The sequence below is a fragment of the Sporosarcina sp. 179-K 3D1 HS genome (assembly GCF_047228905.1).
In the GTDB taxonomy this organism is placed as follows: Bacteria; Bacillota; Bacilli; order Bacillales_A; family Planococcaceae; genus Sporosarcina.
This window is the reverse complement of sequence record NZ_JBFEGI010000003.1, coordinates 446,636-462,245: the sequence shown is the minus strand read 5'-3', so window position 1 is coordinate 462,245 and position 15,610 is coordinate 446,636. Positions and strand designations below refer to the sequence as shown.

Here is a 15,610-nt window from a genome sequence, read left to right as displayed (position 1 = left end):
ACTGGTAGGAGGGATTGTGGCTGGAAACTGTTCAGTTCTATCGAGCAAAAACTGTCCATTTTAGTTTAGCAGTTACAACGACCTTCATAAGTTGATTAAGTCAGGATATTTAAAGAAGATTAGACATTCCAGGCGTAAAATTCAACAAGAATTTTGGTAGTATATATCGACAATGATTAGCTCCAAATTTAATAAAGAGAAAAAGTTGAGCTATAGACCAATCTGGTTTTTGGCTCATTTTTCATTTTTTGATTATTTACCCTGTAACCTTTATTATGGAAGAAACATATTAGGTTGATGGGGTGCTAAAAATCGCTAAAATAATTCCATTCAAAACCAAACAACAATTGGAAAAAGGAAAGGCATTAAAGGTAATGGAGGATTGGAAAACCTACTTACAATGGGAAGAAGCTAATAGGCAGTATGTGGAAAAAAGCGAGGCAGAGAGCGGGCGGGGATTGACGCATGATGAAGTAGAGTGGCTAAATGAATGGGTGAAAAAAATGAATAATATAGAAGTTGATTAAGAAAAGTGGAGATGGTGGGGATACCATTTCAAATAAACAAAAAGGCTAGTGTATATGTTGTTGGATGATGGAGTGACTAAGGCATTCTTACTTTGAAAAATACCTCTCTTTTTAAATGAAAAATACCATATAATGGATATTAAGTCTATACACAAATTATACACATTAAATAGTGAAAACCTTATTATATAAGGGTTAAGATACTCTAAATAACGTCCTCCTGGGACGTTAAAATAGGCGGTATAAACCGCAGAGGTATCACCTTTTAGAGTGTATAGGGCATCGGTCAGTGGAACGGTCAGTATTGCGGTAATATCCCCGCGATTCGACTCGTCCGACCGGTGTCCTATTAAGTTTCTAGGAGGTTTTTTATTTGACGAAAAAACGAAGTAAACTCGCGGTAAAGGGGGATTTATCCGTCCCATTCGACGCGCCAATCGAAAACCCGGCGCAACCAACCTACGTATCCCAAAACTTCGGCTTGCCGATTCGGAAGGCGTTAGAAATCGTAGTAAAACAGATGACGACGGCAGGCTTGCGGTCGCGCACACATTTATCGGCCAAATTCAATTAAGTTAGGTTTCTTCTTTCCAGTATGCTAAACTTGAAAGTTCGAAAGGCATTGAAAAAGGTGGAATTGATTTGAGCAGAATGGAACATAAGCAGCAACAGAAACGATTGAATGCAGGAAATAAATGGTCTAACTTAACAAAACCTGTCCGAATACTTTTATTTGGAATGCTGGCTATAGTCATTTGTGGATTGGTCATGATAAACCTATTAATTTCATCAAGTGATGTAAGTAAATTGGAAGAGCCTGAACCGAGGCCGACATTTATTTACGATCAAAATGGAGAGGTCGCTAGTAAAATTTCGAATTCCAACATTGAAGGAGTTCATTTAGACCAAATTCCGAAAGAGCTAATCGAAGCTGTAATCTCTGTTGAGGATCAACATTTTTACAAACATAATGGGATTAATTATTTCGGGATTGCGCGGGCATTTACCCAAAACCTGATAAAAGGTGAAGTCGTTGCAGGTGGGAGTACAATCACTCAACAGCTTTCCAAAAATGTATTTTTAACGCAGGACCGTACGTACTCTCGTAAATTTAAAGAATTGATTCTAACGAAGAAAATTGAGAGAACGTATTCAAAAGATGACATAATGGAACGCTACCTGAATCAAATCTATTTTGGCGAAGGCGCATGGGGTGTTCAACGAGCGGCACAAATCTATTTTGGAAAAGATGTAAGCGAATTAACGTTGAGCGAATCTGCTACATTAGCGGGATTAATTAAAGCACCTTCCCGCCTATCTCCTTATAAAAACATGGAAAAGTCGGTGGAACGACGAAACATTGTCTTATCGTTAATGAAAAGAGAAAAGTATATTAGTAAAGCGGAGTTCAATGAAGCAACAGGACAAGAAATTGTGTTAGCTAATCAAACAATGGTGAATTATAAAGGAAAATATCCATATTATATTGACCACATTGTTGAAGAGGCAGTCAACAAGTACGGGCTAACGAAAAATGAAGTGCTATCTGGTGGATTACATATTTATACAGCGTTAAATCCTGTCATTCAGGATGCCTTGGAAGAAGTGTATGAGGATGATCGTTATTTTCCAGAGAGTAAGCCGGATCAACTCATTCAAAGCGCTTCCGTCTTCTTGAATCCCAAAACAGGTGGAATTAGTGCATTGGTCGGGGGCAGAGGAGAATATACGTATGGACGCTTTAATAATGCGACCCAGCTCATTAGACAGCCGGGATCAACATTTAAGCCACTTGCCGTCTACACTGCCGCGTTGGAGCAAGGCTTTCAAATTTCAGATTTGCTCGTTGACGAACCAATCAATATTAATGGATATTCTCCGAAAAATATCGATCAGCGATATAGAGGGCAGGTGACAATGTACGATGCAGTCGCTCAATCGTATAATATCCCTCCTGTCTGGCTTTTACATGATATCGGAATTGAAAATGGGGTGCGCACCGTAGAACGGTTCGGAATCCCATTGGAGGAAAATGATCATAATCTTGGCCTAGCATTAGGGGGCTTGCACAAAGGTACTTCACCTCTGCGAATGGCCCAAGCCTTTTCTGCATTTGCGAATAATGGAGTCATGATGGAAGCCCATGCCATTTTAGAAATAAAAGATTCAGAAGGCAAAGTAGTTGGAGAATGGCGTGAGCATTCTGAAGAGGTAACAAAACCGGAAGTTGCCCAGCAAATGACCTATATGCTGAAAGGTGCTGTCGAAGTAGGTACAGGCCAGAACGCTCAAATTTTAGGGATGGAAGTGGCCGGTAAAACAGGTACCACCCAGCTGCCATTCACGGGTGTGGGTGGATCAAAGGATCATTGGTTCGTTGGATATACACCAGACATCGTGGGTGCGGTTTGGTTAGGCTATGATAAAACGGATCCCGAACATTACTTAACATCGACTAGTAGTTTTACTGCGCCGCCAATTTTCAGGCAAGTCTTATCAAGATCGATCGGTGAATTACCTACAAAGAAATTTGATTTACCATTAATTGCGAAAAATAAAAAAGAGCTCGAGAAACAGCAAAAGAAGCTGAAGGACAAAGAACAAACAGAAGAAAAAAAGCAAAGGAAACAGGAGAAGAAAGAAGAGAAAGAACGGAAAAAAAGAGAGAAGAAAAAGGAGAAGGAAAGGGAAAAGAAGGAGAAGAAAAAAGAGAAAGAGAAGAGGAAACGAGAAAAAGAGAAAGAAAAAGAGAAAAAAGAAAAAGCATGAGTGGGTCTTTTTGGAACGCTTTTGAATAAAAACTGAATATGATACGAAGTCAGTTGAAGGCTGTAAACATTGTCATATCAATGTTTACAGCTTTTTCTGTTTTTAGAGAATACATTTGAAGACAATTGAAATAAAATCAATTACACACTTTTCCAGGACCTATTCATAAAAAATTTCATAGTCAAAGAGATTTTGCATTATTTCAAAAACAGGGGTAATATTGTTCCAAGAGGGGGGATGAATGTGATAGTAGTAGATACCTTACCGTTTTTCTGTCTGGAAACGTCATTAAATGATGAGGTAATCGATATGAATGAGCGCCTTTTAGCCGACATGAAAAAAGACTTTCAGCATAAGCCAATCAAGGAACTCTTTGATGTATGGCATGTTGAGCGCGGCGGTAAATTGATTCATGCCCGATTGAACGATGATAGCTATATTTTTTTAAAAGAGCAAATGAATGAGAACCGGATTGTCTATGTTGGCATTCGGTCACGGGAACTTGAAAATAAAAACAAGGAACTACAGGAGCTAGAGTTGCTGAACCGGCACCTGGACGCAGTCATTGAAAATTCATATGATGGAATTTACATTACAAATCGGGATGGCGTCACATTGCGAACGAATTCGGCCATTGAAAGAATTACAGGAATCCCGAAAGAATATTATATAAATAAAAATGTGGATGCTTTAGTGAAGCGGGGAATTCTTGAGAATTCCATCACAGATAAGGTCATAAAAAAGAAAAGAAGCGTATCCCTTGTGCAACTCAATTATTCTGGCAAAGAAACACTTCTGACGGGGAATCCGGTATTTGATGATCAAGGCGAAGTGGAAAGTGTAGTGACGAATATCCGTGACTTGTCTGATCTGAATAACTTGCAAACCGCACTCCGGCAAGCGAATGAATTAAATAAAAGCTACCAACTGGAAATTGAAAGATTAAAAGGAAGCGGGCCATACTTAGATGGAAAGACTGTCGTGGAAAATAAACGGATGCGCTCCATCTATGACACCGCCAAGCGAATTGCCAATGTGCCAGCTACGGTGCTGATCCTTGGTGAAACGGGAGTTGGTAAAGATGTGCTGGCAAAATATATTTTCAATGAAAGTGAACGGAGCAGAACTGGTAAATATATTAAAGTGAATTGTGGTGCTATTCCGGCAAACTTACTTGAATCCGAATTATTCGGATATGCTGGCGGGGCTTTCACGGGTGCCAACAAGAATGGGAAACCCGGAATGTTTGAAATGGCAGATAAAGGGGTTTTATTTTTAGATGAAATTGGTGAAATGCCATTGGATCTTCAAGTGAAATTGCTTCGGGTCATTCAAGAAAAGGAAATTCAGAGGGTTGGTGGAACGTCTACGAAAAAAATCGATGTTCGCCTAATTGCTGCAACCAATCGGAATTTAATAGAGATGGTTCAAGAGGGCAAATTCCGTGAAGATCTCTATTATCGTTTAAATGTCATACCGATAACCATTCCTCCTTTACGAGAGCGTCCCGAGGAGATTTATTCGTTCATCAAAATATTTTTGAATGATATAAATGAGAAGTATGGAATGAAAAAGGAATTAGATGCGGAGCTCACTGCTTTTTTTTACCGACACCAGTGGCCGGGAAATATTAGAGAGTTGTCGAATTTACTGGAACAAATCGTGTTGCTAAATAAAGAAGAAATGTTAAAGCTAGAGCATCTTCCAGCCGAATACAAAAAGGAAGAAAGCTTCCATACTATTTTGGATGATGGATTGATTACACTGAAAAAAGCAGTAGAACAAGCTGAGGAAAATGTGTTACAGCAGGCAGCCGAAAAATATATGACAACTTATGACATCGCAAAGGCTCTGGACACAAGTCAACCAACGATTGTTAGGAAATTGAAAAAGTATAATATCGTATTGAAAGGATAGTTGATCGTCTATGAAAATTGGAGTCATGGGAAGCGGTGCAGTCGGCTCTTTTTTCGGCAGTTTCTTTTCTGAAGCCGGGCATGATGTAACATACATTGCACGCGGGGCTCACTTATCCGAAATGAAAAAGAATGGACTGTCCATCATTAAAGAGAAGGAAAAAGTAGTGATTCAGCAAGCGTTTTCCGAAAATGTGGAAGACCTTGCCGATTGTGAACTCATTCTGTTTTGTGTGAAATCTGGAGATACGAAAGAGGCCGCAAAAAGAATGAACGAAGTGATTCAGGATACAGCTTATGTCATGACACTTCAAAATGGCGTGAGCAATGAAGAAATACTTGTCGAGATATTCGGCAAAGACCGGGTGCTGTCAGCAGCGGTATACGTTCAGTCAGCAGTCGAGTCGCCAGGTATTATACAGCAAAGTGGAAGGTATAAACTTGTGATAGGTTCGTTAAGTGAAGTTGGACAAGAAGTAGAAAAACGGTTTTCAGAACTTTTCAACGAAGTCAAAATCCCTACGGATATTTCCAAACAAATTTTATTGAGAAAGTGGAAAAAGTATTTATGGAATTTAATATTTAATCCGTTATCTGCGGCAACCGATAAGTCAGTCGGACAAATACTTGACGATCCTTACTTAAGGCAAATAGCATGGATGATTGGATTGGAATCTATTGAAGTGGCCACATTTTCGGGCTATGCGTTAAATGAAAAGGACATCCAAAACGCTTTTCAAAATGCCGAATTTGCAAGAACGCATACAACGTCAATGCTTCAAGACATTCGAAAAGGAAAAGTGTCGGAAGCGGAAGAGTTGGTAGGCTATTTAGTCACTAAGGCAGCTGTTCACGGAATATCAATTAACACTTTGAAGACGGTTTATTTATTATTAAAAAGTAAAGAAAGTTCCCTTTAAACCTGTATTTTTTACAGGTTTTTTATTTTTTAGAAGGAACGAACAATAATGAATCATTAATTCATTTTTGAATCGCATAAAGAAAGGAATGCACATGTTTTGATTCAAAAGTGAATTAATGGATTAGTTAAAAACATACAAAAAGTCTGAAGATATAAGGAAAGTAGCCATTTTAAACTTGGCACGAAACTTGCAATATAGTAATTGAGATTGACCATTCAAGGGAGGCAACGATTATGGTAATGAAATTGAAACCAGAAATTGAACAAATGAAACAAATGGTTCGGAACTATGTGGAGAAAGAAGTGGAACCTTACGCACAGCAAATAGAAGAAGAGGATAAAATTCCACAGCATTTAATCGAACAGGCAAAAGAACTTGGATTGTTTGGAATGAGTATTCCTGAAGAATACGGTGGAATCGGATTAAATACGGTTGGTAAAGCGATTGTCCTAGAACAGCTTGGCAGGACACATAATGGTTTTGTGAGTTTGATCAGCGCACATACCGGGATAGGAAGTACCGGTCTAGTGAAATTGGCTTCTCCTTATTTAAAAGAAAAGTATTTGCCAGAGATGGCAGCCGGAGAAAAAATTGCGGCATTTGCGCTTTCAGAACCGGGGGCGGGATCTGATGCAACCAATCTAGAAACGAGAGCAGAAAAACGGGGCGATAAATGGATTGTAAATGGTACGAAACACTTTATTACCAATGCGCCCGTTGCGGATGTTTTTACTGTCTTTGCTTTAACGGATAAAGAAAAAGGAGCAAAGGGTGGTATTACTGCGTTCTTGATCGAGAAAGATTTTCCTGGTTTTACGATAGGAAAAATCGATAAAAAAATGGGGCTTCGTGGTTCTTATACTGCTCAGCTCATTTTTGAAGACTGTGAAGTGCCAGACGTAAATGTCATTGGAGAAGTAGGGATGGGCTATATGTCTGCGTTGAAAATTCTTGGTGAAGGCCGTATTGGGCTCGCTGCCAGAGCAGTCGGCTCTTGCGATAAATTGATCGAGATGTCTGCGACGTATGCAAAAGAGAGGAAACAGTTCGGTAAGCCAATTGCGGATAACCAAGCAATTCAATGGATGCTTGCGGATATGGCAACGGAAACGGAGGCAGCCCGTATGCTGACATTGAAGGCAGCCCATATGGTTGATGATGGGAAAAAAGTCATTAAAGAAGCGTCCATGGCGAAACTCTTTGCATCTGATGTATTTAATAGGGTTGCAGATAAAGCTGTGCAAATCCACGGTGGTATGGGGTATGTAGCGGATTATCCGATTGAGAGATTTTATCGCGATGCACGCATAACGAAAATTTACGAAGGTACAAATGAAATCCAGCGGCTTATAATTGCTCGTAACGTTTTAGAAAATTAATAGACGAGCGGTTATTTTCATGAATTGTTGAATGGACAAAGTACAGGGCATCAAATGACGAAAAACACGAATATACAAATAAATCATTGGAAGTGGGGGTGCAATAGGTGAAAATGGCTGTAAATAAACCGTGGAAACAATGGTATGAAGAAAATACATCATCCATTCAGCTTCCAGAATGTTCAATTTACGCTTTGCTTGAAAATACTGTTCAGCAGTTTCCGAATCATACAGCAATCCTATTTGAAGACGTGCCAACAAATTATATTACGTTAAAAACGCAAGTCGACAGACTGGCTGGAATGTGGAAAGAAATCGGATTGAACAAAGGGGATCGAATTGGACTGATGATGGCTAATCATCCTCTTTATATTGTAAGCTACTATGCTGCACAGGCGTTGGGCCTCGTCGTTGTCCAACTGAATCCTATGTATACCCCTCGTGAGTTAATGCAGATTTTGGTTGATTCACGCGCGCAATATCTTGTGTTTGATAAGATTGCGAAACGCACAGTTGAAGAAATAAAAGATATGTATGCGTTTGAGCAGTGCTTTACGAGTGAAGACAACGACAGTGAATATGTATCACTTTCAACTCTGATTGACAATGGTAAGGAGATAAGTGGACCTGTAGACATTGATCCGCATGAAGACATTGCTGTTATCCAATACACAGGTGGAACAACTGGCGTCATGAAAGGGGCAATGCTCACGCATTACAATCTTACTTCCAATGTCGTTCAAAGTGTTGAAATGTACAGTCCAGCAATGAGACGGGGTGAAGAAACGATCCTGACTGCGACACCGCTTTACCACGTCTATGCAATGACAAGCGCTATGAATCTTGGTATTTACATGGGCGCAACGATTCTATTGTTTCCGAAATTTGATATAGAAACCGTCCTTTCGAATGTAAGGAAATATCGACCGACTTTTTTTCCAGGTGTACCTAAAATGTATAATGCGTTCGTCAATTATCCACATATCGAAAAATACGATCTGAAGTGCTTGAAGTTTTGTTCTTGTGGCTCCGCTCCGCTTCCTATTGAAGTCATTAAACGTTTCGAAGAATTGACAGGTGCAGTCATTGGTGAAGGATTTGGTTTATCTGAAGCCTCCCCTTCGACACACCGCAATCCGATATTTGCTAAACGAAAAATAGGGAGCATAGGGATACCGTTTCCAGGCACCGATTGCATAATTATTGACGATAACGGTACGGAGTTGGGACCTTATTGTGTTGGTGAGTTACTTATTAAAGGTCCCCAAATTATGAAAGGCTACTGGAATAATGCAGAAGAAACGAAAAAAGCGCTACGGAACGATTGGTTGTTCACAGGGGACCTGTCGATGATGGACGAGGAAGGCTATTTTTATATTGTCGGCAGAAAAAAAGAAATGATTATTGTCGGGGGCTTTAATATTTACCCTCAGGAAATAGAGAGTGTCTTATACGAACATCCGGATATTCAAGAAGCTGCAGTCGTCAGTATTCCTGAAGCGGAGCTAGAGGAAACGATTATAGCGTTTATTGTTCCCAGGGACGGTGCCACAATTGATTTCGATGAATTAAAGGCGTATTGCTATGCAAGATTAACGCCCTACAAAGTACCGAAGGAATTTGAAGTGATTGAAGAATTACCAAGAAATACAGTCGGAAAGCTTTTAAAACGACTGCTTATTAAAGAAGAATTAGAGAAAAGGGGTTTGGGACATGGTGAAAAATAATGAGATTAAGAAAGTAGCGGTTGTCGGTTCAGGTGTGATGGGTTCGCAAATCGCGATGGTTTGTGCGCTTGCGGGCTATCCGGTTACATTGCAAGATATTGAACGGGATAGTCTTTCTAAAGCAAAGGCGTTTCTCCAAGAACAGATGGACAAGCGAATTGCAAAAGGGAGATATACCGTAGAAGAAGTAGACAACGCATTTACACGTCTCAGTTTTACTGAACATGTTGAGGATTTGTCTAATGCAGATCTGGTCATTGAAGCAATCGTTGAAAAACTGGATGCGAAACGAGAACTTTTTGCCAAGCTCGATAAAATTGTCGCTCCTCATACGATATTAGCCACGAACAGTTCAACAATTGTAAGTTCAAAAATCGCAGATGCCGTAACCCATCCGGAAAATGTTTGTAATATTCACTTCTTTAATCCTGTTCTTGTCATGGAAATGGTTGAAGTGGTGAAAGGGCCTCATACATCAGATGAAACGGCTGAGAGAAGCATGGCATTTGTGAAGAGTATCCGCAAAACCCCGGTCTTGCTGAAAAAAGAAATCTCAGGCTTTATTGCCAATCGCATTCTCGGAAAATTAATGGATGAAGCTTTATTTTTATATGAAAACGGTTACGCCACGCATGAAGAAATTGATCTTGTCTGTAAAAAAGCGTTGAATCATCCGATTGGTCCGTTTGCTTTAATGGATTTAACAGGCCTTGATGTAAATTATTTTGTGCGGATGCAACGATATCACGAGAGTGGTGATGAACAGGATAAGCCATCCCGTACTGTCATTGAAAAAGTAGAAAAAGGCGAGCTAGGTAAAAAGACAGGTAAAGGATTTTATCAATATAACTAAAGAGGTGCCGACCAATGAATTTTCAGTTGGATGAAGATATTCAGTTTTTAAAACAAAATGTCCGTGATTTTGTGCAGAATGAAGTAGAAAAAGTGGCCATGCAGATTGAAGAGGAAGATAAGATTCCAGAGCATATTGTTGAAATGTCCAAAGAGATGGGATTGTTCGGTTTGAGTATCCCCGAAGAGTACGGCGGTCTCGGCATCGGAATGGTTGGAAAATGTGCGTTATACGAGGAGATAGGAGCCACCCATAACGGCTATACGACACTAATCGGTGCCCATACGGGAATTGGAACGGTTGGTATCGTGGAAATGGGCAATGAACAACAAAAGAGAAAATACTTGCCTGATATGGCTTCGGGAAATCGAATCGGGGCTTTTGCCCTCACTGAACCGGCAGCGGGTTCGAACGCTACGAATTTGAAATCGACAGCCGTGAAAAAGGGCGGTAAATATATTTTAAATGGAACGAAACATTATATCACCAATGCGACGGAAGCGGATATCTTCACTGTCATGGCAGTGACAGACCCTTCAAAAGGAGCTAAAGGAATCACTTCTTTTATCGTTGAAAAAGACTTTCCTGGTTTCCATGTTGGGGCAGTTGAGAAAAAAATGGGACTACGCGGCTCTCATTCTGCCGAAATCATTATGGAAGATTGTGAGGTTCCGGTCGAAAATGTGTTAAGTGGAGAAGGCGAAGGGTATGTCAATGCCTTGAAAATCTTAACAAACGGGCGAGCGGGGCTGGCCGCGAGAAATTTAGGCTCCTGTCAGAAATTGCTTGATTTATCAGCCGTGTATGCAAAAGAGCGGGTGCAATTCCAAGTCCCAATTATAGAACATCAGGCGGTCGCACATATGCTTGCGGAAATTGCAGTCGACATCGAAGCGCTTCGTTCATTTACATACCGGGTCGCTTGGATGGTTGATGAAGGACAAAAAGTCATTAAAGAGGCAGCGATGTTAAAGCTTTTTGGATCAGAGGTGTATAATCGCGTTGCCGATAAAGCACTGCAAATCCATGGTGGTATCGGCTATATTTCAGACTATCCGATTGAAAGGTTTTATCGCGATGCAAGAATTACGCGTATCTATGAAGGTACATCAGAAATCCAGAAAAATATTATCGCAGGTCAATTAAATAAAGAATATTCGTAAGGGGGGTCAATTTGATGAGCGAGCGTGTGGTCATTGTGGAAGGGGTTCGTACGCCGATCGGAAGATATGGAGGCACTTTAAAAGAAATCAACTCAGGGTTATTAGGGGCACATGTTATTGAAAAACTACTGGAAAAAACCTCCCTGTCACCTGAGTTGGTCGATGAAGTGATTTTAGGCGAGGTAAGACAGACGACTGAATCTTCGAATGTTGCTCGTGTAGCGGCCATTCGTGCAGGGATTCCCGTTGAAAAACCGGCTTTCACAGTGAATCGCCTTTGTGCTTCAGGCATGCAGGCAATCGCTTCCGGAGTCCAGCAGATTCAGTCCAACCAGGCAACGATCGTCGTGGCTGGCGGTACAGAGAGTATGAGCTGTTCACCTATTTACTTGAGAGGAGCCCGTTTTGGCGGAGATAAAACATATTTGGTCGATTCTAATTTAGAGGCTGGCCAGCAACCGAAGGAACTGTACGGTGAGTCTATGGGGATGGGGATCACCGCTGAAAATGTGGCCGAGAGATATCGGATTTCAAGAGAAGATCAAGATGCGTTTGCGGTGGAAAGTCAGAGAAGGGCTGCTGCAGCGATTGAGGAGTATAAATTTAAGGAAGAGATTGTTCCTTATGAAGTGAAGACGAAAAAAGGAACGATTCTTTTTGACACAGACGAACATCCACGACCGGAAACAACGCTAGAAAAACTGGGCCAATTAAAGCCGGCTTTTAAGAAAGAGGGAACCGTAACAGCTGGCAATGCGTGTGGTCGAAATGACGGTGCTTCAGCCGTTCTCTTAATGAGTGAATCAGCTGCGATAGAACAATCTCTGGCACCACGAGCTGCCATCGTTGACTGGGTAGCAGTCGGCGTACCGCCGGAAGTGATGGGAATCGGTCCTGTGCCTGCAATTCAAAAACTACTGGAAAAGACCAATATACCAATTGAAGAGATTGATTTATTTGAAATCAATGAAGCGTTTGCCTCCCAAGCACTTGCTGTGCAGCGCGAACTTAATATCAATCCAGAAAAGTTAAATGTCAATGGTGGAGCGATTGCGCTTGGACATCCCGTAGGTTCTACAGGATCAAGGATTGTCATCACCCTAATGCACGAGTTGCAAAAACGCAAGGGGCGTTATGGAATTGCATCTCTATGTGTTGGCGGTGGGCAAGGAATGTCCATTTTAATCGAAAATTTACAGGGACCGAAATAATGAACGCTCAAGTTATAAAAGTCGATAGTTCTTCCTTCTTTGAGCATCTCGGAATGGTAAGAGAAGAAAATGATAAGGGAGCAGTTGTCATATCACTAACCATTCAAGATACTCATATAGACGAGGTGGGCCACATCTCCAGTGGCCTTTACTACTCATTGCTTGATGTCGCGATAGGTACGGCCATATCAGACCAAGTAGCAGGCGTTACATCAACCATTGATCTGTATGTTCAAGTGTTTAAGCAAGAACAGATTGAAAAACTCCCATGTAAAGGGTATATCATTCAAATGGCAGGGACCACAGGAAGTGGTAGAGGGGATATATTGGACGAAAGCGGTAACCTTATTTCATATGGTATGGCAACTTTTAAAATACAAAGAGACTAAGTGAAAGAAGGTGTGATTATGACAGAACCGGTTATTGTATCAGCGGTAAGAACAGCGATCGCCAAACAAGGCGGTGCACTCTCGGAAGTACCCTTTTATGAATATGGAGCAGAAGTAATGACAGAAGCGGTTAAAAGAGCTCAGCTTAAAAAAGAGGAAATTGATGATGTCATTTATGGCAACTGTTTAAGTGGTGGTGGCAATGCAGCACGGATGACGTTGCTAGAGGCGGAATTTCCTGTTACTGTGCCAGGACTGACCATTGACCGTCAGTGCGGATCATCGATTAATAGTGTAGCGCTTGCGGCCGACTTGATCCGAGCCGGAAGAGGGACGATCTTTGTAGCAGGGGGCGTGGAAAGTATGTCGCGTTCACCCCATTTGCTGGCGCCGGCATCACGTACTTATGACCGGCAGCCTCCCACTTTTGTTAAAAGACAATTATCACCAACAAAGATAGGTGATCCACCGATGGGAATCACAGCGGAAAACTTGGCTGAGGAGTATAACATTTCACGCGAAGAACAGGACAACTATGCAGCTGAAAGCCAGAGAAGAATGGCGAAGGCAATGGAAGAGGGATTTTTTGTGGAACAAATCGTTCCTATTCAAGTGAAAGTGGGAAAAAATACGGTCTTGTTTGACCGCGATGAGCATCCACGCCCCGGAACGTCAGAAGAAAAACTGATGAAACTTCGTCCAGTTTTTAAAGAAGATGGTTCAGTCACGGCTGGCAACTCTTCCGGCGTGAACGATGGTGCGTCAGCTGTTGTTGTTATGTCCGCGGTAGAAGCAGAAAAGCGTGGACTAGAAGTCATGGCACGTGTTGTCGACTCCCAAGTTTCGGGTGTAGATCCTAATATCATGGGGATTGGCCCAGTGCCGGCTGTACAGGAACTGTTAAAGCGGAATAACTTAACAGTGCAAGATATTGATATTGTTGAGTTAAATGAGGCGTTTGCCGCCCAGGTACTTGCCTGTAATCGCATATTAAAGATACCCCATGAAAAATTGAATGTAAATGGGGGTGCTATCGCGCACGGCCATCCGATTGCAGCTACAGGGGGAATGCTCGTTGCCAAAGCAGTGTATGAAATGAAAAGAAGAAGTGCTAAACGAGCCATTGTAACTGCTTGCATCGGTGGGGGACAAGGAATTGCCTTGCTTCTTGAAAAATAAGTGTTGAAGGAATAGATGAATAATTACCAAAAGTTAGAGTGGAGACGAAAGTGAAAAACGTGCTGGGTAGAATATAAAACAATAGAAAGACAAATCTTGATATGTTTCTGAATCATTGGTCATCTATCATTGTGGGGTACAGGTATTGAAAGTTGCGAAAGGACCTAATAATTAAGAGAAAATATTAGGGAAAAGAGGGATTTTTATGCGCTGGTTTGTTCTTATACTACTATTTTTAGGCATGGTTATTAACTTTGCAGACAAATCAATTGTAGGACTTGCAGCTGTAGCTATAATGAAGGACTTTGATTTGTCTTATTCGGAGTGGGGGTTAGTCGGGAGCAGCTATTATTGGTTGTATCCTGTTACTGGAATTTTTGGTGCTGCTATAGCGGACCGCCTTGGTGCAAAGAAAATACTAGGCTTTCTTATGCTGACATGGGCCGTTTTACAGTTTGGCGTACTGGCAATTACTGCATTGCCACTTCTTATTATTTACAGGATATTGCTTGGCGTATTCGAAGCTCCATTCAGCCCAGTTGCATATAGTCATGCAAACAAATGGTTCCCTCCAAAACAAAGAGGATTTGCAAATTCGGTTGTTGTATCCGGTGGTACAGTCGGTGCAATGGTTGTTGCTCCGATCCTCGTTGCGTTAATCGCCACTTTAGGCTGGAAAGTCGCTTTTGCCTGTCTCGGTGCCGCGAGCATCGTTTGGTTCTTCCTATTTCAATTTTTCACGAAAGAAAACCCAGTCGAAGTGTATAAGGAGAAGAAAAAGACAGAGAAAGCCCAACTTGAGAAATTTAAAATGAAAGATTTTCTAATGGTGCTTGCTTCGCCATCTGCATTATTTACGACATTAGCCTATTTCTCTACGTATTTCGTTGTTGTCTGGATTGCAATATGGTTACCGATTTATTTGGTGGAAGTTGTACAAATGTCTGCAGTTCAAATGGGATATGGCGTTGCGGTAATTGGTGTTGTTTCCATGATAATTTATATAGGTGTTTCGATGCTGTCAGATTACTTATATAAGAAGAATCAAAACTGGCGTTTATCCAGAGTATATGTGGTTGCCGGTGCGATGATTATCGGTGCATTATTTATGGCTTCCATTACGGTTTTTCAAAATCCAGTTTGGGTTGTTGTTGCGATGTGTTTGGCGAAAGGGCTTACATACGCAATATTGCCGATTGGCCCTACCATTATGATAAACGAATTACCTGAAAGGGGTGGGCTGATGACGAGTATTTTAACTTCCTCAGGAAATCTCGCAGGTATTGTAGCACCTCTTCTCACGGGTTACATTGTGGCCTTAGCGGGAGCAAATAAAATAGCGGGTTATAATTTATCGATAATATTTATGGCTGGTCTTGTCTTAATTTTTGGGGTCCTTTTTGCTATTTTTGTTAAACCGGTTTTGAGGAGGAAAAATGAAGAGGTCCAATACACGGAGCAAGAGGGAGACGCGAGGAGAAGTGAGAATTCAGTTCCTGTTTAAACAGATTTTATGAACAATAATAAGTTCGTTTCTCGAAAATTGTTTAGAAGCTGTATAAATCATTCATGGC

13 protein-coding genes are annotated in these 15,610 nt (G+C 41.2%); all 13 read left to right on the top strand.

The annotated features are described in order from the left end of the window. Window positions 1-302 precede the first annotated feature (302 nt). The gene (locus AB1K83_RS07400; RefSeq protein WP_413057510.1) at window positions 303-527 is read left to right on the top strand and encodes a hypothetical protein; all 225 of its coding nucleotides are present in this window, start codon (window positions 303-305) and stop codon (window positions 525-527) included. A gap of 373 nt (window positions 528-900) precedes the next feature. Then, the gene (locus tag AB1K83_RS07395; protein WP_413057509.1) at window positions 901-1,101 is read left to right on the top strand and encodes a hypothetical protein; all 201 of its coding nucleotides are present in this window, start codon (window positions 901-903) and stop codon (window positions 1,099-1,101) included. A gap of 77 nt (window positions 1,102-1,178) precedes the next feature. Further along, window positions 1,179-3,296, top strand: coding sequence for a transglycosylase domain-containing protein (locus tag AB1K83_RS07390; protein ID WP_413057538.1), 2,118 nt, complete (start codon window positions 1,179-1,181; stop codon window positions 3,294-3,296). A 237-nt stretch (window positions 3,297-3,533) separates the two neighbouring features. Further along, the gene (locus AB1K83_RS07385) at window positions 3,534-5,213 is read left to right on the top strand and encodes a sigma-54 interaction domain-containing protein (protein WP_413057508.1); all 1,680 of its coding nucleotides are present in this window, start codon (window positions 3,534-3,536) and stop codon (window positions 5,211-5,213) included. 10 nt (window positions 5,214-5,223) lie between these two features. Then, entirely contained in the window at window positions 5,224-6,132 is a 909-nt protein-coding gene (locus AB1K83_RS07380) for a ketopantoate reductase family protein (protein ID WP_413057507.1), read from the top strand. Between the two features lie 236 nt (window positions 6,133-6,368). Continuing rightward, entirely contained in the window at window positions 6,369-7,514 is a 1,146-nt protein-coding gene (locus AB1K83_RS07375) for an acyl-CoA dehydrogenase family protein (RefSeq protein ID WP_413057506.1), read from the top strand. A 113-nt stretch (window positions 7,515-7,627) separates the two neighbouring features. Next, window positions 7,628-9,241 (top strand): long-chain-fatty-acid--CoA ligase, encoded by a 1,614-nt coding sequence (locus AB1K83_RS07370; protein WP_413057537.1) that lies wholly within the window; start codon window positions 7,628-7,630, stop codon window positions 9,239-9,241. Next, entirely contained in the window at window positions 9,231-10,094 is an 864-nt protein-coding gene (locus tag AB1K83_RS07365) for a 3-hydroxyacyl-CoA dehydrogenase family protein (protein WP_413057536.1), read from the top strand. The genes AB1K83_RS07370 and AB1K83_RS07365 overlap by 11 nt, the downstream gene beginning before the upstream one ends. A 14-nt stretch (window positions 10,095-10,108) precedes the next feature. Then, on the top strand, window positions 10,109-11,257 hold the full coding sequence (locus AB1K83_RS07360; RefSeq protein WP_413057505.1) for an acyl-CoA dehydrogenase family protein: 1,149 nt from the start codon (window positions 10,109-10,111) through the stop codon (window positions 11,255-11,257). 14 nt (window positions 11,258-11,271) lie between these two features. Continuing rightward, complete coding sequence (locus tag AB1K83_RS07355; protein WP_413057504.1) at window positions 11,272-12,468, top strand: thiolase family protein; 1,197 nt, start codon at window positions 11,272-11,274, stop codon at window positions 12,466-12,468. Continuing rightward, complete coding sequence (locus tag AB1K83_RS07350; RefSeq protein ID WP_413057503.1) at window positions 12,468-12,857, top strand: PaaI family thioesterase; 390 nt, start codon at window positions 12,468-12,470, stop codon at window positions 12,855-12,857. The genes AB1K83_RS07355 and AB1K83_RS07350 overlap by 1 nt, the downstream gene beginning before the upstream one ends. Window positions 12,858-12,872: 15 nt before the next feature. Next, window positions 12,873-14,036 (top strand): thiolase family protein, encoded by a 1,164-nt coding sequence (locus tag AB1K83_RS07345; RefSeq protein WP_413057535.1) that lies wholly within the window; start codon window positions 12,873-12,875, stop codon window positions 14,034-14,036. 205 nt (window positions 14,037-14,241) lie between these two features. Further along, complete coding sequence (locus AB1K83_RS07340) at window positions 14,242-15,540, top strand: MFS transporter (protein ID WP_413057502.1); 1,299 nt, start codon at window positions 14,242-14,244, stop codon at window positions 15,538-15,540. The last annotated feature ends 70 nt before the right edge of the window (window positions 15,541-15,610 follow it).

What these genes read in the sequence shown, in the direction of transcription:
- AB1K83_RS07340 (WP_413057502.1), top strand. Translation starts at nt 14,242, where the DNA reads ATGCGCTGGTTTGTTCTTATACTACTATTTTTAGGCATGGTTATTAAC.
- AB1K83_RS07355 (WP_413057504.1), top strand. Translation starts at nt 11,272, where the DNA reads ATGAGCGAGCGTGTGGTCATTGTGGAAGGGGTTCGTACGCCGATCGGA.
- AB1K83_RS07360 (WP_413057505.1), top strand. Translation starts at nt 10,109, where the DNA reads ATGAATTTTCAGTTGGATGAAGATATTCAGTTTTTAAAACAAAATGTC.
- AB1K83_RS07390 (WP_413057538.1), top strand. Translation starts at nt 1,179, where the DNA reads ATGGAACATAAGCAGCAACAGAAACGATTGAATGCAGGAAATAAATGG.
- AB1K83_RS07380 (WP_413057507.1), top strand. Translation starts at nt 5,224, where the DNA reads ATGAAAATTGGAGTCATGGGAAGCGGTGCAGTCGGCTCTTTTTTCGGC.
- AB1K83_RS07370 (WP_413057537.1), top strand. Translation starts at nt 7,628, where the DNA reads ATGGCTGTAAATAAACCGTGGAAACAATGGTATGAAGAAAATACATCA.
- AB1K83_RS07385 (WP_413057508.1), top strand. Translation starts at nt 3,534, where the DNA reads ATGAATGTGATAGTAGTAGATACCTTACCGTTTTTCTGTCTGGAAACG.
- AB1K83_RS07375 (WP_413057506.1), top strand. Translation starts at nt 6,369, where the DNA reads ATGGTAATGAAATTGAAACCAGAAATTGAACAAATGAAACAAATGGTT.
- AB1K83_RS07350 (WP_413057503.1), top strand. Translation starts at nt 12,468, where the DNA reads ATGAACGCTCAAGTTATAAAAGTCGATAGTTCTTCCTTCTTTGAGCAT.